Raw genomic sequence first — 23,136 nt, forward strand, 5'->3', positions numbered from 1 at the left:
TGTATCTACATGTAGTTTAATCTAAATTAAATCAAATATAATCTTTATAAATAATAAAGCAATAGTTATAAATATTATTGGCCTTATTATCTTATCTCCACTCTTAATAGCTAAATGAGCTCCTAAATAGTTTCCTGCTATAGCACATACTGCTGCAGGTATTCCAATAGAAAACATAACTTTTCCACCTATTATATATGCAACTAATGCAGAAAAATTTGAAGCTAAATTTACAATCTTAGCATTTCCAGATGCAGTTATAAGATTAAATCCTAATATTCCTGTAAAACATATAACTAGAAATGTACCTGTACCTGGTCCAAAAAAACCATCATATGCACCTAAAAGTAATCCAATAATAAAAGATAAAAAGTATAATTTCCAATCTAATATTTGTTTTTTAGTTTTAACACCAAAATTTCTATTAAGCAACAAAAATAGTGAAACAATAGGTAAAATTATTATTAAACAATAATTTAAATATTTTTCGTTTAACAACAATACCATTTGTGCACCAAACCATGATCCAATTAAAGCTCCTCCAGCAGATAATACTGCTGACTTTATTTGCATATTTCCACTTTTAAAAAACTTCATTGATGAAATTGAAGTCCCAATACAATTGGCAAATTTATTAGTTCCATATGCTATATGAATTGGTATTCCAGCAAAAATATAAGCAGGTAAAGATATAATTCCTCCTCCGCCTGCTACAGCATCTACAAACCCTGCTAAAAATACAAGTGGACATATTATTAATAGCATTCCCATTATAATTCCCCCAATTATTTATTTCTTATAATTTTAAGTAGAATATAGATAAGTGTCAAACTATTAAACATCTGTCCTTACTCTATTATCAATTATTTTTATAATAATATATTTTAGCTCCTAAGGCTTGTAATAATATAAATATTAATATAACTATACTCATTATCATAAAAAATTCTTCTGGTAATACATTAATTATTGGATCTACTCTTGAATCAAATAACCAATAATTATTTCTAAAAATAATGCGATGAAATAAATTAAAGGTTTTAGAAAAATTGATTAAAATACATAATATTACAAATGTAAAAAATATCAATATATAATTAGCACTGTTGTTTAATATTTGTGTTAAATCCACATAATTTGAATATTTTATTTTATGTTTTATAAGAATATAAATCCCTAAAAGTATCATAACTACAAAAATATATATGTTAATATACATAAATATATTTTTTACCTCTTGGAAATGAATTTCACCTTGCATACTCATAGAGAAATTTGGAAATGATAATTTATCTATAAATGGATTCTGTAAATATACTATTAACTTTCTATAATTAAACATTAATTCTTCAACAGTTAATTCACTATATTGTGATAAATTATATTTATAAATAGTCCATTTATATATTGGAGTTAAGTTTAGAGTTATAATTACAGAAATTGAAATCATAAATAGAGCATTAAACATACCTAATATATAATTTATAAATTTTTTTGTTTTATATGAATTCTGTAATTCATTAATCATGACTTATTACCTCCAATTACTAATTTTTAATATGATCATACAATTTAATATACTATCTATCTTTTAATTATATGCTAATAAAAATTTAAATAATATAAATTATGTAATATATTTAAATAATCACTAATAAAAAATATATATAATTATGGTTAAACTAAAATATTATATATATTCACTTATTAATTTGTTATATTAATTAAAATTTTATTACTATAAATTAAATATAATAATTAGAATCAGTTCTCTATATAACTTTTTATAAACTAAAAAGAGATAGTTATTATAACTATCTCTTTACACTTACCTGGCAACGTCCTAATCTCCCACACAGTCTCCCATGCAGTACCTTCAGCGCTATGGATCTTAACTATCCTGTTCGGAATGGGTAGGAGTGTTACTTCCATGCCATCATCACCAGATGCTATGATTCTCCAAATCTTTAATTTGGTTAAGAATCTTATACTCCTCAATTTATCTGAGTGAGTTTCATTTGAAAGAATGTTCTTTCAAAATTGCACATAATTTGTATACAATATTTATTGGTCAAGCCCTCGACCTATTAGTATCAGTCAGCTAAATATGTTGCCACACTTACACCTCTGACCTATCAACCTTGTAGTCTTCAAGGGGTCTTACTAGCTTACGCTATGGGAAATCTCATCTTGAAGGAGGCTTCACGCTTAGATGCTTTCAGCGTTTATCCCGTCCCGACTTAGCTACCCAGCTATGCTTCTGGCGAAACAACTGGTACACCATAGGTCGGTCCATCCCGGTCCTCTCGTACTAAGGACAGCTCTTCTCAAATTTCCTGCGCCCGCGACGGATAGGGACCGAACTGTCTCACGACGTTCTGAACCCAGCTCGCGTGCCGCTTTAATGGGCGAACAGCCCAACCCTTGGGACCTACTTCAGCCCCAGGATGCGACGAGCCGACATCGAGGTGCCAAACCTCCCCGTCGATGTGAACTCTTGGGGGAGATCAGCCTGTTATCCCCGAGGTAGCTTTTATCCGTTGAGCGATGGCCCTCCCACGAGGTACCACCGGATCACTAAGCCCGACTTTCGTCCCTGCTCGACTTGTAGGTCTCGCAGTCAGGCTCCCTTCTGCCTTTGCACTCTACGAACGATTTCCGACCGTTCTGAGGGAACCTTTGGGCGCCTCCGTTACTTTTTAGGAGGCGACCGCCCCAGTCAAACTGCCCACCTAACAATGTCCTGTCACCAGATTCATGGCATCCAGTTAGAATTCCAGTACTATCAGGGTGGTATCCCAAGGATGACTCCATCAAAGCTGACGCTCTGATTTCCCAGTCTCCCACCTATCCTGTACAGACAATACCGAAATTCAATGCTAAGCTACAGTAAAGCTCTACGGGGTCTTTCCGTCCAATCGCGGGTAGCGAGCATCTTCACTCGCACTACAACTTCGCCGGATTTGCAGTTGAGACAGTGCACAAGTCATTACGCCATTCGTGCGGGTCAGAACTTACCTGACAAGGAATTTCGCTACCTTAGGACCGTTATAGTTACGGCCGCCGTTTACTGGGGCTTAAGTTCACACCTTCGCTTACGCTAAGTGTTCCCCTTAACCTTCCAGCACCGGGCAGGCGTCAGCCCCTATACATCAGCTTTCGCTTTAGCAGAGACCTGTGTTTTTGTTAAACAGTTGCTTGTGCCTATTCTCTGCGGCCTGCTCTCGCAGGCACCCCTTCTCCCGAAGTTACGGGGTCAATTTGCCTAGTTCCTTAACTGCAATTCTTCCGCCGGCCTTAGGATTCTCTCCTCACCTACCTGTGTCGGTTTGCGGTACGGGCACTACTTCTCTTTCTAGATGCTTTTCTTGGAAGCATGGAATCAGATACTTCGGTTCCGTAGAACCTTCCCCATCACGCCTCAGGATTGTTAGAACGGATTTGCCTATTCTAACTCCCTAAACGCTTAGACTAGCATCCAATAGCTAGCACATCCTATCCTTCTCCGTCACACCATCGATAATAACGATAATAGTGGTATCGGAATATCAACCGATTGTCCATCGCCTACGCCTTTCGGCCTCAGCTTAGGTCCCGACTAACCCTCAGCGGACGAACCTTCCTGAGGAAACCTTAGGTATTCGGCCTGTAGGATTCTCACCTACATCTCGCTACTAATGCCAACATTCTCACTCGTAATCAGTCCACCGCTCCTTACGGTACGACTTCAGCCCGATTACGACGCTCCTCTACCGCTCACACAAAGTGTGAACCCGTAGCTTCGGTGGTAAGTTTGAGCCCCGGACATTTTCGGCGCAGGATCTCTTGACTAGTGAGCTATTACGCACTCTTTTAATGAGTGGCTGCTTCTAAGCCAACATCCTAGTTGTCTTAGAAATCCCACATCCTTTTCCACTTAACTTACACTTTGGGACCTTAGCTGACGATCTGGGCTGTTTCCCTTTTGACTACGGAACTTATCTTTCGCAGTCTGACTGCCGGACTGATAGTATCTGGTATTCGGAGTTTGATAAGGTTCGGTAAGCGCTATGCCCCCTAGCCCATTCAGTGCTCTACCCCCAGTACTCACATTTTCCGACGCTAGCCCTAAAGCTATTTCGAGGAGAACCAGCTATATCCGAGTTCGATTGGAATTTCTCCGCTATCCACAGCTCATCCCATGCTTTTTCAACAGCAACGTGGTTCGGTCCTCCACGAGGTTTTACCCTCGCTTCAACCTGGCCATGGATAGGTCACCCGGTTTCGGGTCTACAGCATGCAACTAGTCGCCCTATTAAGACTCGGTTTCCCTTCGGCTCCGTACCTTAAGTACTTAACCTTGCTACATACCGTAACTCGTTGGCTCGTTCTACAAAAAGCACATCATCACACACATAAGGTGCTTTGATCGGTTGTAGGCACATGGTTTCAGGTTCTATTTCACTCCCCTCCCGGGGTTCTTTTCACCTTTCCCTCACGGTACTGCTTCACTATCGGTCATCAGGTAGTATTTAGCCTTGGGAGGTGGTCCTCCCTGCTTCCCACAAGGTTTCACGTGTCTCGTGGTACTCTGGATCAGAACTTGATTGTTATAACTTTTACTTACAGGACTATTACCTCCTACGGTCCAACTTTCCAGTTGTGTTCGGTTAATTATAACTTCTCGTTAATGTTCTGTCCGCAACCCCAAAGATAAATCTTTGGTTTGGGCTCTTTCCCTTTCGCTCGCCGCTACTAAGAAAATCGATTTTTCTTTCTCTTCCTCCAGGTACTTAGATGTTTCAGTTCCCTGGGTTTACCTTCATAAAGCTATGTATTCACTTTACGATACATGGGGTTTCCCATGTGAGTTTCCTCATTCGGACATCTCCGGATCTCTGGCTATGTGCGCCTACCCGAAGCTTATCGCAGCTTATCACGTCCTTCATCGGCTCCTGATGCCAAGGCATTCACCATGCGCCCTTTGTAGCTTGACCTATTTATCTAATTTTAACAATTAATGAATAGTTCTTGTAAATACAAAGAATAATTCTTGGCTTGGTGTATTATATACAATTTATTATGTGCAATTTTCAAAGAACATTTTGAAAGACTTAATCTTTCAAAATTGAACAGAAATCATTAAATAAACCTTCTTATATTAATAAAGCATCATTTTAATTACTAGTTAAACGTCTTGTTAACTAGATTTCTCCATAGAAAGGAGGTGATCCAGCCGCAGGTTCTCCTACGGCTACCTTGTTACGACTTCTCCCCAATCGCTGACCCTACCTTAGGTCGCTGCCTCCCTTACGGGTTAGCTCACGAACTTTGGGTATTGCCAACTCTCATGGTGTGACGGGCGGTGTGTACAAGGCCCGGGAACGTATTCACCGCGACATTCTGATTCGCGATTACTAGCAACTCCAGCTTCATGTAGGCGAGTTTCAGCCTACAATCCGAACTGAGACTGGTTTTAAAGTTTAGCTCCACCTCACGGTATTGCGTCTCTCTGTACCAGCCATTGTAGCACGTGTGTAGCCCTAGACATAAGGGGCATGATGATTTGACGTCATCCCCACCTTCCTCCGCGTTAACCACGGCAGTCTCGCTAGAGTGCTCAACTAAATGGTAGCAACTAACAATAAGGGTTGCGCTCGTTGCGGGACTTAACCCAACATCTCACGACACGAGCTGACGACAACCATGCACCACCTGTCTTCCTGTCGCCGAAGCGACTTCCTCTATTAAGAGTAATTCAGGAGATGTCAAGTCTAGGTAAGGTTCTTCGCGTTGCTTCGAATTAAACCACATGCTCCGCTGCTTGTGCGGGCCCCCGTCAATTCCTTTGAGTTTTAATCTTGCGACCGTACTCCCCAGGCGGAATACTTAATGCGTTAGCGGCGGCACAGAAGCCATGACAGCTCCTACACCTAGTATTCATCGTTTACGGCGTGGACTACCAGGGTATCTAATCCTGTTCGCTCCCCACGCTTTCGAGCCTCAGTGTCAGTTACAGTCCAGAAAGTCGCCTTCGCCACTGGTGTTCTTCCTAATATCTACGCATTTCACCGCTACACTAGGAATTCCACTTTCCTCTCCTGCACTCTAGATATCCAGTTTGGAATGCAGCACCCAGGTTAAGCCCGAGTATTTCACATCCCACTTAAATATCCACCTACGCTCCCTTTACGCCCAGTAAATCCGGACAACGCTTGCCACCTACGTATTACCGCGGCTGCTGGCACGTAGTTAGCCGTGGCTTCCTCCTTGGGTACCGTCATTATCGTCCCCAAAGACAGAGTTTTACAATCCGAAGACCGTCATCACTCACGCGGCGTTGCTGCATCAGGGTTTCCCCCATTGTGCAATATTCCCCACTGCTGCCTCCCGTAGGAGTCTGGGCCGTGTCTCAGTCCCAATGTGGCCGATCACCCTCTCAGGTCGGCTACGCATCGTCGCCTTGGTAAGCCATTACCTTACCAACTAGCTAATGCGACGCGGGCCCATCTCATAGCGGATTGCTCCTTTTATTGCTGTTTCATGCGAAACTACAATCTTATGAGGTATTAATCTTCCTTTCGGAAGGCTATCCCTCTCTATGAGGCAGGTTGCCCACGTGTTACTCACCCGTCCGCCGCTAATCCACTCCCGAAGGAGCTTCATCGCTCGACTTGCATGTGTTAGGCACGCCGCCAGCGTTCGTCCTGAGCCAGGATCAAACTCTCAATAAAAAGTTTAATCTTGACTTACTTTAATAAAGAATTGCTGGTTTATTTTAATGTTTCTTCTGTTCAATTTTCAAAGACCAAATTTTTCTTTCGTTGACTTTCTTGTCAACTTTTGTTTTATCTCGTCACCCTCAAGCGACTTAATCAGTATAACACTTAATCAAATCTCTGTCAACAAGTTTTTTTAATAAGTTGAAATCTTATTTCTTAACTCTTTTATTAAACTTGTTTGTTGCTTTCATCAGCGACGTGTTTTATCTTATCACTTTATTTAAATGATGTCAACACTATTTTTATTCTTTTTTTATAAATTTATTTTTAACATAATTAATTACTTTTTGAGGATCAACTTCTGGTATAGCTTTGTGTTTAAAAATCAATACTCCCAAATCCATAATTGGCTTTAAGTAATTTATTGTATCAATATACCCTAATTTCATTCTCTTCTCAGCACTTTCTGGAACAAAATCTAGTATACCATCTAATACACCTTCTTCCATAGCAGATGGATATATTTCTATTATTCTTGTATTAGGAAACAACTTTTTATTTATGTGAGAATCCTTAGAAAGATGGACAACTATTATCATGTCACAATTCTCACCATAAACAGGTTGAACTGGAACATTATCTGCCATTCCTCCATCTAAATATTTTATAGACTCAAACTCTTCTGATTCATATATCATAGGTAATGCTGATGATGCAAATAAAATACTTTTTATATTCTCTTCATTGTATCTATTAATTTTAAAATACTTTGGTTGAAATGTTGTTAATTCTGTACAAGCTACATAACACGGTTTTTCACATTCTTCTATTATTTTAAAATCAACATATTTATTCATTATATCTGTCAATCCCTCTCTTGAAAGATTTCCAGTATCAATCATTTTAGGCATACATTTTTTTACTAGATTCATATTTTTTAATCCTAATGATATTAAAAATCCCTTAATATTTAAATCCTTTTTATCTATAGGAAGCACCTTTTCTTTTGATATATTAAGCCATGCTTCAATTGCTTTTTCTATATCACCTTGACAAAATAATATAGCATTTAATGCACCAATTGATGTTCCTGAAACAACTTCTATATATCTATCAATTCTCAATTCTTTTAAAGCTTTCCATACTCCAATTTGATAAGCACCTCTTGCTCCTCCCCCTGATAACACTAATCCTATTTTCATATTAAATTATCCCCCCTAAGATGTTAATAGATATACTAGCTATTCGTACTCTTATTATATCCAATTGATTCTAAAATAATTAAAGCTGTATCCTCAATAGCTCTTTGTGTTATGTCTATTCTCTTACAGCCTAACTTCTTCATTATCTTATCTGAATACTCTAATTCTTCTAATATTCTTTCATCGCCAGCATATTCAATACTAGAAGATATTCTATGAAATTTATCTAATCTCTTTTTTCTAATTTCTATTAATTGAAAAGGATCTATTGTCAAACCAAAAACTTTCTTTTTATCTATATTATATATTTCATCTGGTACACCTATTTCGGGCATAAGTGGTATATTTATAGCTTTAATCCCTTTATTAGCTAAATACATACTTAAAGGAGTCTTAGAAGTTCTTGATAATCCAATTAAAACAACATCTGCATTCTTTAATCCACCATAATCTTTGCTATCATCATATTGCATAGCAAATTCCATGGCTTCTATTCTTTTGTAATATATCTCATCTATCTTTCTCATAGCTCCTGGTTTATATTCTGGTTTAGCATCTAATATACTTGATATAGAATCTATAATAGGACCTAAAACATTCATTATATAAATATTTTCTTCATAACATTTTTTACTTAAATATTCTCTAACTTCTACAGTTATTATTGTTGATATTATTATTTTTCGTTTAACTTTAGCTATTTCAGGAAAAATATAATCAACATCTTCTATTGTTTTAATATATGGAACCCTTCTTATTTTTATTTTTTCTTTAAATTGAGTAGCTACTGCCAATGTTACTTGATGAGCTGTTTCTGCTATAGAATCTGACATAGCAAAAATAGTTAACATAATTAACTCCCCTCTCAAACTTTTATACTAAACTTTTTCTCTAATATAATATTTTACTTAATTTTACCATTTTTTATTACATTCATTATAAAATTTTTATAAATAAAAATATATAAAAAATTATTTTTACGTTAATTTATATAGTAATAAGAATGAATTTTAAAATTTTATATGATAAACTTTAAGATAATAAAATAAAATTATACTAAAAACTGTAGCAAGGAGAGAAATTATGAATAATAAAAAACTTTTAACAGTAGGAATTTTACCACTCATGTGGTTTTTATATTTTTTATTTGAATTATTTACAGGTAGAATTATAAATACACCTACAATAATATTAAATATATTTCTTATGTTTTTATTTGCTTTAGTTGGATTATTTATTTATAAAATAAGTTGTACAAATAACAATGGTTTTAAATTTAAGACAATATTTAAAATATTTATCTCTTTAATGTTAATTGATCAAGGAATAAAAATACTTATAAAGCTTTTCTATTTTGATAGCTATATAAATATACTTCCTAATCTATTGTCTTTTAATCCAATAATTAATACCGATGGCTCATGGTTAAATGCAAGATTTGGGACTGATATAAGCTTTTCCATATTAATATTTTTTAATATTATTGCTCTTCTTTTATTTATAGAAATATATCGTTACTACTTATATAAAGATAATAAAGACTTTTGGGCAGATATGTCATTTTTATTTATATTTTGTGGAGCTCTTTGCTCATTGATTGACAAAATATTTTATGGTGGAAGTTTAGACTTTATTGGGATTAGCAATTTATTTATTGCAGATATAAAAGATATTTATATAAATTTAGGAATATTATTTTTCATACTTACTTTATCTAACAATGGATATCTTTCTTCAAATGAAGAAACTACATTAAAAGAAGATCTAAAAAACTTAAAATGTTTTTTAACTTTTATAAAAAAAGATATTTCTAGCAAATTTAAATTATTAAAAAATAAGTAAATTAAAATATTTTAATTAATATATTTACTTTTTAAATAATTAACTACATTTCGTTTTTATTGAAAAATTTAAAATAAAAATTAAACATTAATATATAAAAGGAGAAATACTTATGATTAATACACCAAAAGCAAATAGATTACATATATCTATTTTCGGAAAAAGAAATGCTGGTAAATCAAGTTTAATTAATACTCTAACAAATCAACCACTATCATTAGTTTCAAATACTCCTGGAACTACAACAGATCCAGTATCAAAAGCCATGGAACTACTTCCCTTAGGGCCAGTTGTTATTATAGATACTGCTGGATTGGATGATACTGGTGATTTAGGTGAACTAAGAGTTGAAAAAACAAAAGAGGTAATGTTAAAAACTGATTTAGCAGTATTATTATTTTCTGCTGAAGAAAATGATATTGAAGATGAAAAAAAATGGCTAAAAGATTTAAAAGAAAAAAATATACCTACAATAGGGGTAGTAAATAAAATAGATTTAGGTATTAGTAATTTAGATATATTGCAAAATGAATTTGATATTCCCTTTGTAGAAGTAAGTTCTAAGGAAAAAATAAATATAGGTAAATTTAAAGAACTACTTATAAAAAATGCACCAATTGACTTTGAAATGCCTACTATACTTGGAGATATTGTTAAACCAAAAGATAGAGTTATATTAGTTGCTCCTCAAGATATACAAGCTCCAAAAGGAAGGCTTATATTGCCTCAAGTACAAATAATCAGAGATATTTTAGACAATGATGCTATGGCTCTTACAGTTAAAGATACAGAACTTGCAGATTTATTGAACTTAATTAAAGATCCTTCTTTAGTAATAACTGATTCTCAAATGTTTAAAAAAGTAAATGAAATAGTACCAAAAAATATAAGACTGACTTCATTTTCTATATTAATGGCAAGATATAAAGGGGATTTAGATTTATTTATAAGAGGCGCTAAAGCAATTAATGAACTAAAGCCTAATGATAAAGTACTAATAGCAGAAGCTTGTACTCATCATGCACTAAAGGGTGATATAGCAAGAGAAAAATTACCTTTATTACTTGAAAAAAAGGTTGGTGGAAAATTAGATATAGTAAATGTAACAGGAAACGATTTTCCTAAAAACTTATCTGATTTCAAATTAATTTTACATTGTGGTTCTTGTATGTTTACAAGAAAGCAGCTATTATCCAGATTAGAAATAATTAAAGAAAAACATATTCCTATTACTAATTTTGGAGTTGCATTAGCAGAACTTAATGGAATCCTTGATAGAGCCTGTAATATATTAATTTAAAATTCTATATGTTATATATACTTTTAAAACTATAATGGAATTTGTATTGTTATTTCATAGAAACAATCTTTAATAAAACTATAAATATAAAATTAACATAATATATTATAAAAAAAGATATCCTATTAATTTATAATACATAGGATATCTTTTTTATGTTATTAGATGTATATTTTAATTATTTAAATTAGCTTACTACTTTAAATAAAAAAATCGTTCCTTTAAAACAAAGAAACGATTTGGTGGCTCACCCGGGAATCGAACCCGGGACACCATGATTAAAAGTCATGTGCTCTACCGACTGAGCTAGTGAACCATACTTTACCTGGCAACGTCCTAATCTCCCACACGGTCTCCCATGCAGTACCTTCGGCGCTATGGATCTTAACTGTCCTGTTCGGAATGGATAGGAGTGTTACTTCCATGCCATCATCACCAGATCTTTTTGAAAGAATTATTCTTCTAGTTGAAATCATTTATTTTATTTAGTGACCTCAACAAGACATTATTATATAGACTTTCTATTATTATGTCAACAATAAATTTTGACGTATATCGACATTATATTAAAAATACGATTAAATTCTTTAAATTACTATTAATTGCTTGTATTTTCGATTGTTTGTTGAAATAATATTGTTAAAAAGCTTATGAAGAATTTAAACATATAATTCTTTAATCTAGCTGACTCTATAGATGTACTGGTTCCAATAATATGATTTTTAGGAAGTCCTAATATCTTATACACATAATAATAAATTATATTAACATATTGGAAACAATAACAAAGTATCCCTTAAATCTACTTTCCATAATAGGTTTAACTATTGATTTTATTATCTTAGATGATAGTTCTAATGTACCTAATCTTGTTTGTCCTGGCTTAGGAGGTGACCATTCTGTTATAACAACTATATCAGCACCTTTACAATCCTTATATTCTCCTGTTGCAACCATTGTATTTCTATTTAAATACTCAACACAATGATTTAAATCCATAACTTCTACATATGCTTTTTCTTTATTGATACCAATCATTAATATTTCATCACATACCCCTTGAGTTCTCAAGTTAAATGGAATTGTAGAACCTACAAATCCAGCTCATACTATAGCAACTTTACTTTTATTTAAAGCAATACAAATTCCTGCTCATATCTTTTAACTTTAGTTTAAATCCTTTACATGCAATATAGAATACATTATATTATGTATATATTTATAAATATGTACAATAAATTATTAACATAATTAACATGCCAACTAATAATATGTGTATAAATCTTTATAAATTTATTTAATTGTGAATAACTTTTAATCTATAAGATTAATACATAATCTTTCATATATTATAATAATATAAATAAAAAAACTACTGACATATATCAGTAGTTTTCTTATTTGGTGCGCGATCAGGGGTTCGAACCCTGGACACCCTGATTAAGAGTCAGGTGCTCTACCAACTGAGCTAATCACGCAAATAAACCTGGCAACGTCCTAATCTCCCACACAGTCTCCCATGCAGTACCTTCGGCGCTATAGATCTTAACTATCCTGTTCGGAATGGGAAGGAGTGTTACTTCTATGCCATCATCACCAGATTGAGTAAACTTCTAAATTTTATATTTAGCTAAACAAACTTATACAAATCACATTAATGATTTGTATTGCCTATTCAATCAAATAACTCTTGTAGTCTTTAGTTTACTTAAAAGACTTCTATTTTGAAGAAACAATGTTCTTTCAAAATTGCACATATTTGTATATAATATTTATTGGTCAAGCCCTCGACCTATTAGTATCAGTCAGCTAAATATGTTACCATACTTACACCTCTGACCTATCAACCTTGTAGTCTTCAAGGGGTCTTACTAGCTTACGCTATGGGAAATCTCATCTTGAAGGAGGCTTCACGCTTAGATGCTTTCAGCGTTTATCCCGTCCCGACTTAGCTACCCAGCTATGCTTCTGGCGAAACAACTGGTACACCATAGGTCGGTCCATCCCGGTCCTCTCGTACTAAGGACAGCTCTTCTCAAATTTCCTGCGCCCGCGACGGATAGGGACCGAACTGTCTCACGACGTTCTGAACCCAGCTCGCGTGCCGCTTTAATGGGCGAACAGCCCAACCCTTGGGACCTACTTCAGCCCCAGGATGCGACGAGCCGACATCGAGGTGCCAAACCTCCCCGTCGATGTGAACTCTTGGGGGAGATCAGCCTGTTATCCCCGAGGTAGCTTTTATCCGTTGAGCGATGGCCCTCCCACGAGGTACCACCGGATCACTAAGCCCGACTTTCGTCCCTGCTCGACTTGTAGGTCTCGCAGTCAGGCTCCCTTCTGCCTTTGCACTCTACGAACGATTTCCGACCGTTCTGAGGGAACCTTTGGGCGCCTCCGTTACTTTTTAGGAGGCGACCGCCCCAGTCAAACTGCCCACCTAACAATGTCCTGTCACCAGATTCATGGCATCCAGTTAGAATTCCAGTACTATCAGGGTGGTATCCCAAGGATGACTCCATCAAAGCTGACGCTCTGATTTCCCAGTCTCCCACCTATCCTGTACAGACAATACCGAAATTCAATGCTAAGCTACAGTAAAGCTCTACGGGGTCTTTCCGTCCAATCGCGGGTAGCGAGCATCTTCACTCGCACTACAACTTCGCCGGATTTGCAGTTGAGACAGTGCACAAGTCATTACGCCATTCGTGCGGGTCAGAACTTACCTGACAAGGAATTTCGCTACCTTAGGACCGTTATAGTTACGGCCGCCGTTTACTGGGGCTTAAGTTCACACCTTCGCTTACGCTAAGTGTTCCCCTTAACCTTCCAGCACCGGGCAGGCGTCAGCCCCTATACATCAGCTTTCGCTTTAGCAGAGACCTGTGTTTTTGTTAAACAGTTGCTTGTGCCTATTCTCTGCGGCCTGCTCTCGCAGGCACCCCTTCTCCCGAAGTTACGGGGTCAATTTGCCTAGTTCCTTAACTGCAATTCTTCCGCCGGCCTTAGGATTCTCTCCTCACCTACCTGTGTCGGTTTGCGGTACGGGCACTACTTCTCTTTCTAGATGCTTTTCTTGGAAGCATGGAATCAGATACTTCGGTTCCGTAGAACCTTCCCCATCACGCCTCAGGATTGTTAGAACGGATTTGCCTATTCTAACTCCCTAAACGCTTAGACTAGCATCCAATAGCTAGCACATCCTATCCTTCTCCGTCACACCATCGATAATAACGATAATAGTGGTATCGGAATATCAACCGATTGTCCATCGCCTACGCCTTTCGGCCTCAGCTTAGGTCCCGACTAACCCTCAGCGGACGAACCTTCCTGAGGAAACCTTAGGTATTCGGCCTGTAGGATTCTCACCTACATCTCGCTACTAATGCCAACATTCTCACTCGTAATCAGTCCACCGCTCCTTACGGTACGACTTCAGCCCGATTACGACGCTCCTCTACCGCTCACACAAAGTGTGAACCCGTAGCTTCGGTGGTAAGTTTGAGCCCCGGACATTTTCGGCGCAGGATCTCTTGACTAGTGAGCTATTACGCACTCTTTTAATGAGTGGCTGCTTCTAAGCCAACATCCTAGTTGTCTTAGAAATCCCACATCCTTTTCCACTTAACTTACACTTTGGGACCTTAGCTGACGATCTGGGCTGTTTCCCTTTTGACTACGGAACTTATCTTTCGCAGTCTGACTGCCGGACTGATAGTATCTGGTATTCGGAGTTTGATAAGGTTCGGTAAGCGCTATGCCCCCTAGCCCATTCAGTGCTCTACCCCCAGTACTCACATTTTCCGACGCTAGCCCTAAAGCTATTTCGAGGAGAACCAGCTATATCCGAGTTCGATTGGAATTTCTCCGCTATCCACAGCTCATCCCATGCTTTTTCAACAGCAACGTGGTTCGGTCCTCCACGAGGTTTTACCCTCGCTTCAACCTGGCCATGGATAGGTCACCCGGTTTCGGGTCTACAGCATGCAACTAGTCGCCCTATTAAGACTCGGTTTCCCTTCGGCTCCGTACCTTAAGTACTTAACCTTGCTACATACCGTAACTCGTTGGCTCGTTCTACAAAAAGCACATCATCACACACATAAGGTGCTTTGATCGGTTGTAGGCACATGGTTTCAGGTTCTATTTCACTCCCCTCCCGGGGTTCTTTTCACCTTTCCCTCACGGTACTGCTTCACTATCGGTCATCAGGTAGTATTTAGCCTTGGGAGGTGGTCCTCCCTGCTTCCCACAAGGTTTCACGTGTCTCGTGGTACTCTGGATCAGAACTTGATTGTTATAACTTTTACTTACAGGACTATTACCTCCTACGGTCCAACTTTCCAGTTGTGTTCAGTTAATTATAACTTCTCGTTAATGTTCTGTCCGCAACCCCAAAGATAAATCTTTGGTTTGGGCTCTTTCCCTTTCGCTCGCCGCTACTAAGAAAATCGATTTTTCTTTCTCTTCCTCCAGGTACTTAGATGTTTCAGTTCCCTGGGTTTACCTTCATAAAGCTATGTATTCACTTTACGATACATGGGGTTTCCCATGTGAGTTTCCTCATTCGGACATCTCCGGATCTCTGGCTATGTGCGCCTACCCGAAGCTTATCGCAGCTTATCACGTCCTTCATCGGCTCCTGATGCCAAGGCATTCACCATGCGCCCTTTGTAGCTTGACCTATTTATCTAATTTTAACAATTAATGAATAGTTCTTGTAAATACAAAGAATAATTCTTGGCTTGTTGTATTATATACAATATACTCGTTTATTGAATCTTATTACTTCGTCATCTGCATAATTTTTTCATTCACGTATAAAATACGCTCATTACAAAAATCATTTGATTTCTTGTACTAAACTTCACTAAACTTCGTATTATTATGTGCAATTTTCAAAGAACATTTTGAAAGACTTAGTCTTTCAAAATTGAACAGAAATCATTAAATAAACCTTCTTATATTAAGTAAGCATTCATTTTAATTACTAGTTAAACGTCTTGTTAACTAGATTTCTCCATAGAAAGGAGGTGATCCAGCCGCAGGTTCTCCTACGGCTACCTTGTTACGACTTCACCCCAATCGCTGACCCTACCTTAGGTCGCTGCCTCCCTTACGGGTTAGCTCACGAACTTTGGGTATTGCCAACTCTCATGGTGTGACGGGCGGTGTGTACAAGGCCCGGGAACGTATTCACCGCGACATTCTGATTCGCGATTACTAGCAACTCCAGCTTCATGTAGGCGAGTTTCAGCCTACAATCCGAACTGAGACTGGTTTTAAAGTTTAGCTCCACCTCACGGTATTGCGTCTCTCTGTACCAGCCATTGTAGCACGTGTGTAGCCCTAGACATAAGGGGCATGATGATTTGACGTCATCCCCACCTTCCTCCGCGTTAACCACGGCAGTCTCGCTAGAGTGCTCAACTAAATGGTAGCAACTAACAATAAGGGTTGCGCTCGTTGCGGGACTTAACCCAACATCTCACGACACGAGCTGACGACAACCATGCACCACCTGTCTTCCTGTCGCCGAAGCGACTTCCTCGATTAAGAGTAATTCAGGAGATGTCAAGTCTAGGTAAGGTTCTTCGCGTTGCTTCGAATTAAACCACATGCTCCGCTGCTTGTGCGGGCCCCCGTCAATTCCTTTGAGTTTTAATCTTGCGACCGTACTCCCCAGGCGGAATACTTAATGCGTTAGCGGCGGCACAGAAGCCATGACAGCTCCTACACCTAGTATTCATCGTTTACGGCGTGGACTACCAGGGTATCTAATCCTGTTCGCTCCCCACGCTTTCGAGCCTCAGTGTCAGTTACAGTCCAGAAAGCCGCCTTCGCCACTGGTGTTCTTCCTAATATCTACGCATTTCACCACTACACTAGGAATTCCGCTTTCCTCTCCTGCACTCTAGATATCCAGTTTGGAATGCAGCACTCAGGTTAAGCCCGAGTATTTCACATCCCACTTAAATATCCACCTACGCTCCCTTTACGCCCAGTAAATCCGGACAACGCTTGCCACCTACGTATTACCGCGGCTGCTGGCACGTAGTTAGCCGTGGCTTCCTCCTTGGGTACCGTCATTATCGTCCCCAAAGACAGAGTTTTACAATCCGAAGACCGTCATCACTCACGCGGCGTTGCTGCATCAGGGTTTCCCCCATTGTGCAATATTCCCCACTGCTGCCTCCCGTAGGAGTCTGGGCCGTGTCTCAGTCCCAATGTGGCCGATCACCCTCTCAGGTCGGCTACGCATCGTCGCCTTGGTAAGCCATTACCTTACCAACTAGCTAATGCGACGCGGGCCCATCTCATAGCGGATTGCTCCTTTTATTGCTGTTTCATGCGAAACTACAATCTTATGAGGTATTAATCTTCCTTTCGGAAGGCTATCCCTCTCTATGAGGCAGGTTGCCCACGTGTTACTCACCCGTCCGCCGCTAATCCACTCCCGAAGGAGCTTCATCGCTCGACTTGCATGTGTTAGGCACGCCGCCAGCGTTCGTCCTGAGCCAGGATCAAACTCTCAATAAAAAGTTTAATCTTGACTTACTTTAATAAAGAATTGCTGGTTTATTTTAATGTTTCTTCTGTTCAATTTTCAAAGACCAAATTTTTCTTTAGTTGACTATTTTGTCAACTATTGTTTTAATGTGTCACCCTCAAGCGACTTAATCATTATAACATTTAGTTTGTTTTTTGTCAACAAGTTTTTTAAAGTTGAAATCTTATTTCTTAAAACTTATTTAAACTTGTCCGTCGCATCTCTCAGCGACGTGTTTTATCTTAACACTATATAATATACATGTTTGTATTAATTATATATATATTCTAAGATTATAGTTATAATACTCTTATTTTCTCTTAATAATTTCTATTTTCTAGTATTGATACACGTGGACAGGTTATTATTAAGTCCTTTTTAAAATAACTTATCTTAATACCTTTCCCCCTAAAATCAAATAATAATCTTAATTAATTTACATATTAAATTTACAAACAATTATCATAAATCAGTTAAACTACTTTTAAATTTACAAATTAATATAATTAAGGTAAACTATGTTTCTATAATATTAATTTTCAAATAAAGGAGAAAACTAAAAGATGCACGCTTTAAAAGTAAAGCACTATTTAAAAGGGTTTAATAAAATTCAAAATAAACTCATGATAATAATAAGTATTATTTTAATAATAAGTTCTACATTATCTCAACTATTATCTTTAATTTTTTAGGCAATGAATTATTTAAAGGCAAACTTAAAAATTCTGAAGCAGAAACTCGTGGAATTTCTACTACAATAGAAAATCTTTTAGACAAAGAATTAGCAGAATTAAATCAATTTGCATATGATGATGATTTTATTAATTTTTCAAGTATTGATATACAATTATTAAAAGATAAAAACTCTCAATCAAGTAAAATACAATCTTATTTAAATAAATTACTAAAAAATTATAGTAACAAAAGTTATTTAGAAACTGTCTATCTTATAAATATAGATGGAATAATGATAGCTTCAAGTGATAAAAATGCTATATTTACAGATGTATCAAATAGAAAGTATTTCAATGCAATAGTTAATGGAGAAAATTCATATATCTCAGATATAATTAAATCTAATGAAACTGGAAATTACATTAATGTTCTAAGCAAAGGAATATATAATAAAGAAGGCTTACTTGTAGGAGTTATCTGTAAAGATATAGTTTCAACTATATATACACCAATATTAAATGAATATAATTATGGTAGATTTAATGTATCTTTAACTGACACAAAAGGTTCTATTATATATGATCCAAACATAAATTTAGTAGGTAATTTAACTGGAATAAATGAAATAGATACTACATCTACTGAAAATTTTGATAAAACAAAAGTTATTTATTACTCATATAATAATGAACCTAAAATTGCCACGTGTAGTAAAATTAAAAATTCAAATTGGACTGTATATTCTTCTGCTTACATAAATGATATAAAATTACCTATAAGAAAAGCTGCTAAATGGGTTACTTTACTATCAATAATAATATTAATTATTATGATGATAATTACTAAGTTCTTAGCTAAGAAGTTTTCTTTACCTATACAAAATATAACAAAATATATGAGTATAATAGCTCAAGGAAACTTAAATGTTGAAATAGAAAAGATAAATACAGGAGATGAAATCGAAGAATTAGCTAATTCAATAAATACAACTATTAAAAATTTATCTTTAATGCTAAAAGAAGTAAAAAATTCTATACATACTGTTCATTGCAGCTCACAAAATTTAGCTACTATGAATGAAGAATTTTTCGCTTCTAACTCAGAAATAACACAAGCTGTTAATGATATAGCTAAAAGAATATGTAATGTAGCTGAAAAATCTCAAGAATGTGAAAGTATAACTAAAAATCTTGATTATGCTATAAATAATTTAAAAACTAATAATATTGAAATGAATAATCAAAGTAATGAAGTTATAAGCTCTGTTACGCAAAGCAGTGATAAAATAAATTCTTTAATACAATCAAAATTAGAATCCTTAGAAAGTTTTAATGATTTAAAACAGACAATAGAAGAATTATTCTCAGGAATAAATAATATATCTAATTTTTTAAATTTAATAAGTAATATTGCTCAGCAAACAAACTTATTATCATTAAATGCTGCAATTGAGGCAGCTAGAGCTGGAGATTCTGGAAGAGGTTTTTCTGTTGTTGCTGAAGAAATAAGATTATTATCAAATGAAACTCAAACAGCTACTAGAAATATCAATAAAATAATAAAAGCAACAGATTCTTTAGTTACTAATACTAAATACACATTATATAATACAGAAAAAATCAATACTCAAGAAAGAGAAGCATTTGAAAATATGAATGAAGCATTTATTTCTATGCAAAAAACTTTGGACAAGATGGTTATAACTTCAAATCAAATATATAAAAACATAAATGTGGTAAGTATTGAAAAAGTTCAAGTGTTAGATTCCATTATGGATGTTGCAAATTCATCTGAACAGATAGCTGCAATCACTGAAGAAGTTAATGCCTCTGTAATTGAGCAAACTAATACATTTAAAACAGTAAATAGTAGTTCTGAAGAACTCAAAGATATAGCTGAAAATTTAAATACAGAAATAGACGTTTTTATTGTATAAAAACACTCTAAAAAGGATCATATATTTTGTTTCATATATATGATTCTTTTTTACAAAATATTCAATTTATATGTAGTTAGTTTCCCTGCTATTAAACTTATTCATTTATTCTCAGTTTTTGACTTTATCTATTTCTAATATGGTACTCATTTTTTATGGCAATATTATAACTAAACAATTTTAAATTACATATCTGTATTTTTTCATTTAACTTATATATTTCAAAAATGAAAAACAAATCATTTATTAAAGTTTGATTATAAAAATATTTAACTAATGGAAATAATAAAAAAGATATCTTAAAAATATCTTCTAAGCTCACACATTATTTAAGACTATCTAATAAATTATCTAAGTTTTCTTTTAAAACTTTAGCTTGTTCTTGTGATATATTTATTTTGCAACAAACATCATTAGGAACACTAATTATATTATCCTTTAAAGTTCTTCCTTTATCAGTTAATTCAACTACAACTACTCTATCATCATTTTTATCTCGGTATCTATTAACTAACTCCATTGATTGCAATTTTTTTAATAATGGTGTTAATGTTCCTGAATCTAAATGAAGTCTTTTGCCAATACCTTTTACTGTGATTTTTTCTTCTTCCCATAAAACTAGCATTGCAATATATTGAGTATATGTAAGATTAAATTTATCTAAAACAGGCTTATATAGTTTAATTATTTCTCTAGATGCTGCATATAAAGAAAAACAAACTTGATTTTCTAATTTAATGCAATCATATTTACTCATAAAATTCTCCTATTCTTAATATATATATATATATTTTCAGTTAAAATACCAAAATTAAATTTTAAAAAATTAAATCTATTAAAATAATATTATAATTATATAAATTTTATGTCAATATGTCTAAACAATATGACTTCATATTATAAATATAAAAACTACAAGCTTCTTATTATATTAAAACTTAATATAATAAGAAGCATTTTTTATAAGTTATCTTCTATGTTTTTCTTTAATATATCTTTTTGTAAAAATCCATTTAATTTACTTACTTCTTTACCATTTTTAAATATCATGATAGATTGAATTGAAGGAATGTCATATTTTTTTACTAAATCTCTATTTTCATCTACATTTACTTTTAAAAATTTCACCCTATTATTTATTTCATCTTTTACCTCATTAAATACAGGTGTAACTAATTTAGAAGGACTTCCTAAATTTGAATAAAAGTTTACTACTGTAGTTCCATTTTCTATTTCTTTTTTAAAATCGAAACTATAAACTTGTTTTACCATAATTCTAACCTCCAATTTAAATTTTTTTTGTTAGAATTATTTTTAGCTTCTTTTTTTTCTATATACATAAAATTTATCTTTATCTAACATTATTATATATAACTACTCTATCCTCTTTGGTTATGTATATTAATTCAACACTTAAAAATATCTTTTCTTTTAAATATTCCTTATAAAAACTTATTTAATAACTCTCTATATTCATTTTTTAGATTTTCATATATTTTTATTAAATCATCTGTTTTTTCTTTTACTTTTTTAACTATATAATCATAATTTTCTATAACTAACTGAACTATGTTGTAGTCTATTTTATTGCTATTAGCCATATTTTTTAATATTTCAATTATTTTTTCCTTGCTAAATTCATTTTTATAACTTCTAACAGCCATTAACGCACTAAAAATATCTGCAATTGCTAATATTCTAGCTTCTCTTGATATTTCATTATCTTTTAAGCCAAAAGGATACCCTGTCCCATCTAATTTTTCATGATGAGCCATTGCTATATCTCTAATATCATCTATCTCTAAATCGCTAAGTATTTTATATCCTATAATAGCATGGTTTTTCATTGTTTCAAATTCTTCTTCAGTGAGTTTCCCTGGTTTCTCTAAAATCCTTATAGGAGTAGCTATTTTTCCTATATCATGAAGCATTGCTGAAATTTTAATTTTTATACATAAATCATCATTAAAATTCATTAGTTTAGCTATTTCATAACTCATAGCTTGTACTACTATGGTATGTTTTACTGTTACTTCACTTCTAAAATCTATTGCATATGTTAACATTTTTATATAATCTATTATTTCTTCTCTACTAATATACTTTTTATCAAAAAAATTAAGAAGTTCATCTTTATACGAATTATTTGTAAGCCCTTTATTAAAATCTGTTGTTTTTAAAGCTTTTAAATACAAATCTACATTTTCTTTTTTATAATCTTTTATTTTATCTTTAATCAATATGTTATCTATTTTATTATATCTTAAATGAATTAAAGAAATATAATCTGATAAACCTAATAATAATGCTTCATTAGGTATATCTTCTATATTTTTTTCTTGGATTTCCAATTGTGTAAAATGATGTCCTAATACAACTTTATTTAAATCAGATACCGGTGAAAAATATTTAATAAACAATGAACCATATATAGCATGATTTATTGGTGCTATAGAATCTATATCTAAAATCCTATTTCTTTCAGAAACTTTATATACTCCTATATCATGAAATATTGCTACAGTACATAATCTAAGAATTTCTTTATCACTATAGTTTCCACTTGCTTGTAATAACTTTAATAATATATATGATACTTTTTCACCATGATCTAATAATCTTTTATCCATAGCATTAAACGCTCTTTGAATTATTGTTATTGCATCTTTTAAAGTAACATTTTTCATTATAAATATTATTTACCTCCTTGATAAGTTTTTCTATTTAAAACTATATTATACTTATTTCACTCTAATTCCAATAATAATACTTATTTATATTTAAAGGTTATTTATCCTATTTTTAAAATTTAGAGTATTTTTATCTTATTTATACAGAAAAATTCTTTTTTTGTATTTAGATTTAATTTTTTATACTATAAGATAAAAAAAGAAATATATCCAAATACTATTTGAAAATTTGGATATATC

10 protein-coding genes, 2 tRNA genes, 7 rRNA genes and 1 pseudogene are annotated in these 23,136 nt (G+C 34.2%); 3 read left to right on the plus strand and 17 right to left on the minus strand.

Annotation, left to right across the window (positions count from 1 at the left end):
- Positions 1-21: 21 nt before the first annotated feature.
- From BGI42_RS14280 to BGI42_RS14310, 7 genes are all read right to left on the minus strand, one after another.
- Complete coding sequence (locus BGI42_RS14280; RefSeq protein ID WP_069680927.1) at positions 22-771, minus strand: sulfite exporter TauE/SafE family protein; 750 nt, start codon at positions 769-771, stop codon at positions 22-24.
- An 88-nt stretch (positions 772-859) separates the two neighbouring features.
- Positions 860-1,528: a TIGR01906 family membrane protein gene (locus tag BGI42_RS14285; protein ID WP_069680928.1), complete on the minus strand. Its 669-nt coding sequence runs from the start codon at positions 1,526-1,528 to the stop codon at positions 860-862.
- 302 nt (positions 1,529-1,830) lie between these two features.
- A 5S ribosomal RNA gene (gene rrf / locus BGI42_RS14290) occupies positions 1,831-1,947 on the minus strand.
- Between the two features lie 120 nt (positions 1,948-2,067).
- A 23S ribosomal RNA gene (locus tag BGI42_RS14295) occupies positions 2,068-4,976 on the minus strand.
- A 223-nt stretch (positions 4,977-5,199) separates the two neighbouring features.
- Positions 5,200-6,713: ribosomal RNA gene (locus BGI42_RS14300) — 16S ribosomal RNA — on the minus strand.
- Together the 16S, 23S and 5S rRNA genes form the textbook arrangement of a ribosomal RNA operon.
- A gap of 290 nt (positions 6,714-7,003) precedes the next feature.
- Positions 7,004-7,903 carry a patatin-like phospholipase family protein gene (locus BGI42_RS14305; protein WP_069680929.1) on the minus strand — a complete coding sequence of 300 codons (900 nt, stop codon included), beginning with the start codon at positions 7,901-7,903 and terminating at the stop codon, positions 7,004-7,006.
- Between the two features lie 35 nt (positions 7,904-7,938).
- Positions 7,939-8,754 carry a pyruvate, water dikinase regulatory protein gene (locus BGI42_RS14310; RefSeq protein WP_069680930.1) on the minus strand — a complete coding sequence of 272 codons (816 nt, stop codon included), beginning with the start codon at positions 8,752-8,754 and terminating at the stop codon, positions 7,939-7,941.
- 232 nt (positions 8,755-8,986) lie between these two features.
- Here BGI42_RS14310 and BGI42_RS14315 point away from each other — a divergent pair, with 232 nt between their 5' ends.
- Together BGI42_RS14315 and hydF are read left to right on the plus strand one after the other, a co-directional pair.
- Positions 8,987-9,745 (plus strand): signal peptidase II, encoded by a 759-nt coding sequence (locus BGI42_RS14315; RefSeq protein ID WP_069680931.1) that lies wholly within the window; start codon positions 8,987-8,989, stop codon positions 9,743-9,745.
- 112 nt (positions 9,746-9,857) lie between these two features.
- Complete coding sequence (gene hydF, locus BGI42_RS14320; protein WP_069680932.1) at positions 9,858-11,045, plus strand: [FeFe] hydrogenase H-cluster maturation GTPase HydF; 1,188 nt, start codon at positions 9,858-9,860, stop codon at positions 11,043-11,045.
- Positions 11,046-11,285: 240 nt separating this feature from the next.
- Here the strand turns inward: hydF and BGI42_RS14325 are convergent.
- The 7 genes and pseudogenes from BGI42_RS14325 to BGI42_RS14355 form a co-directional block, all read right to left on the minus strand.
- Positions 11,286-11,361, minus strand: a tRNA-Lys gene (locus BGI42_RS14325).
- A gap of 7 nt (positions 11,362-11,368) precedes the next feature.
- Positions 11,369-11,485 (minus strand): 5S ribosomal RNA (rrf, locus tag BGI42_RS14330).
- 224 nt (positions 11,486-11,709) lie between these two features.
- Positions 11,710-12,128: pseudogene (locus BGI42_RS14335) on the minus strand (lactate/malate family dehydrogenase); the annotation flags it as partial.
- Positions 12,129-12,447: 319 nt separating this feature from the next.
- A tRNA-Lys gene (locus BGI42_RS14340) sits at positions 12,448-12,523 on the minus strand.
- Between the two features lie 6 nt (positions 12,524-12,529).
- Positions 12,530-12,646: ribosomal RNA gene (gene rrf, locus BGI42_RS14345) — 5S ribosomal RNA — on the minus strand.
- A gap of 174 nt (positions 12,647-12,820) precedes the next feature.
- Positions 12,821-15,729, minus strand: a 23S ribosomal RNA gene (locus BGI42_RS14350).
- A 342-nt stretch (positions 15,730-16,071) separates the two neighbouring features.
- Positions 16,072-17,585, minus strand: a 16S ribosomal RNA gene (locus BGI42_RS14355).
- 977 nt (positions 17,586-18,562) lie between these two features.
- Between BGI42_RS14355 and BGI42_RS14360 the strand changes: the two genes are divergently transcribed.
- Positions 18,563-20,206 carry a methyl-accepting chemotaxis protein gene (locus BGI42_RS14360; protein ID WP_242984733.1) on the plus strand — a complete coding sequence of 548 codons (1,644 nt, stop codon included), beginning with the start codon at positions 18,563-18,565 and terminating at the stop codon, positions 20,204-20,206.
- A 325-nt stretch (positions 20,207-20,531) separates the two neighbouring features.
- On the opposite strand, the gene BGI42_RS14365 is transcribed toward BGI42_RS14360, so the two are convergent.
- The 3 genes from BGI42_RS14365 to BGI42_RS14375 form a co-directional block, all read right to left on the minus strand.
- Complete coding sequence (locus tag BGI42_RS14365) at positions 20,532-20,963, minus strand: MarR family winged helix-turn-helix transcriptional regulator (protein WP_069680933.1); 432 nt, start codon at positions 20,961-20,963, stop codon at positions 20,532-20,534.
- Positions 20,964-21,166: 203 nt separating this feature from the next.
- Positions 21,167-21,478 (minus strand): thioredoxin domain-containing protein, encoded by a 312-nt coding sequence (locus BGI42_RS14370; protein ID WP_069680934.1) that lies wholly within the window; start codon positions 21,476-21,478, stop codon positions 21,167-21,169.
- A 170-nt stretch (positions 21,479-21,648) separates the two neighbouring features.
- On the minus strand, positions 21,649-22,893 hold the full coding sequence (locus tag BGI42_RS14375) for an HD-GYP domain-containing protein (protein ID WP_069680935.1): 1,245 nt from the start codon (positions 22,891-22,893) through the stop codon (positions 21,649-21,651).
- Positions 22,894-23,136 lie beyond the last annotated feature (243 nt).

It is taken from the genome of Clostridium taeniosporum, assembly GCF_001735765.2.
In the GTDB taxonomy this organism is placed as follows: Bacteria; Bacillota; Clostridia; order Clostridiales; family Clostridiaceae; genus Clostridium; species Clostridium taeniosporum.

Bases quoted from the DNA above. Each gene is read 5' to 3' on its own strand.
- BGI42_RS14280 (WP_069680927.1), bottom strand. From the start codon at position 771: ATGGGAATGCTATTAATAATATGTCCACTTGTATTTTTAGCAGGGTTT.
- BGI42_RS14285 (WP_069680928.1), bottom strand. From the start codon at position 1,528: ATGATTAATGAATTACAGAATTCATATAAAACAAAAAAATTTATAAAT.
- BGI42_RS14305 (WP_069680929.1), bottom strand. From the start codon at position 7,903: ATGAAAATAGGATTAGTGTTATCAGGGGGAGGAGCAAGAGGTGCTTAT.
- BGI42_RS14310 (WP_069680930.1), bottom strand. From the start codon at position 8,754: ATGTTAACTATTTTTGCTATGTCAGATTCTATAGCAGAAACAGCTCAT.
- BGI42_RS14315 (WP_069680931.1), top strand. From the start codon at position 8,987: ATGAATAATAAAAAACTTTTAACAGTAGGAATTTTACCACTCATGTGG.
- hydF (WP_069680932.1), top strand. From the start codon at position 9,858: ATGATTAATACACCAAAAGCAAATAGATTACATATATCTATTTTCGGA.
- BGI42_RS14360 (WP_242984733.1), top strand. From the start codon at position 18,563: ATGATAGCTTCAAGTGATAAAAATGCTATATTTACAGATGTATCAAAT.
- BGI42_RS14365 (WP_069680933.1), bottom strand. From the start codon at position 20,963: ATGAGTAAATATGATTGCATTAAATTAGAAAATCAAGTTTGTTTTTCT.
- BGI42_RS14370 (WP_069680934.1), bottom strand. From the start codon at position 21,478: ATGGTAAAACAAGTTTATAGTTTCGATTTTAAAAAAGAAATAGAAAAT.
- BGI42_RS14375 (WP_069680935.1), bottom strand. From the start codon at position 22,893: ATGAAAAATGTTACTTTAAAAGATGCAATAACAATAATTCAAAGAGCG.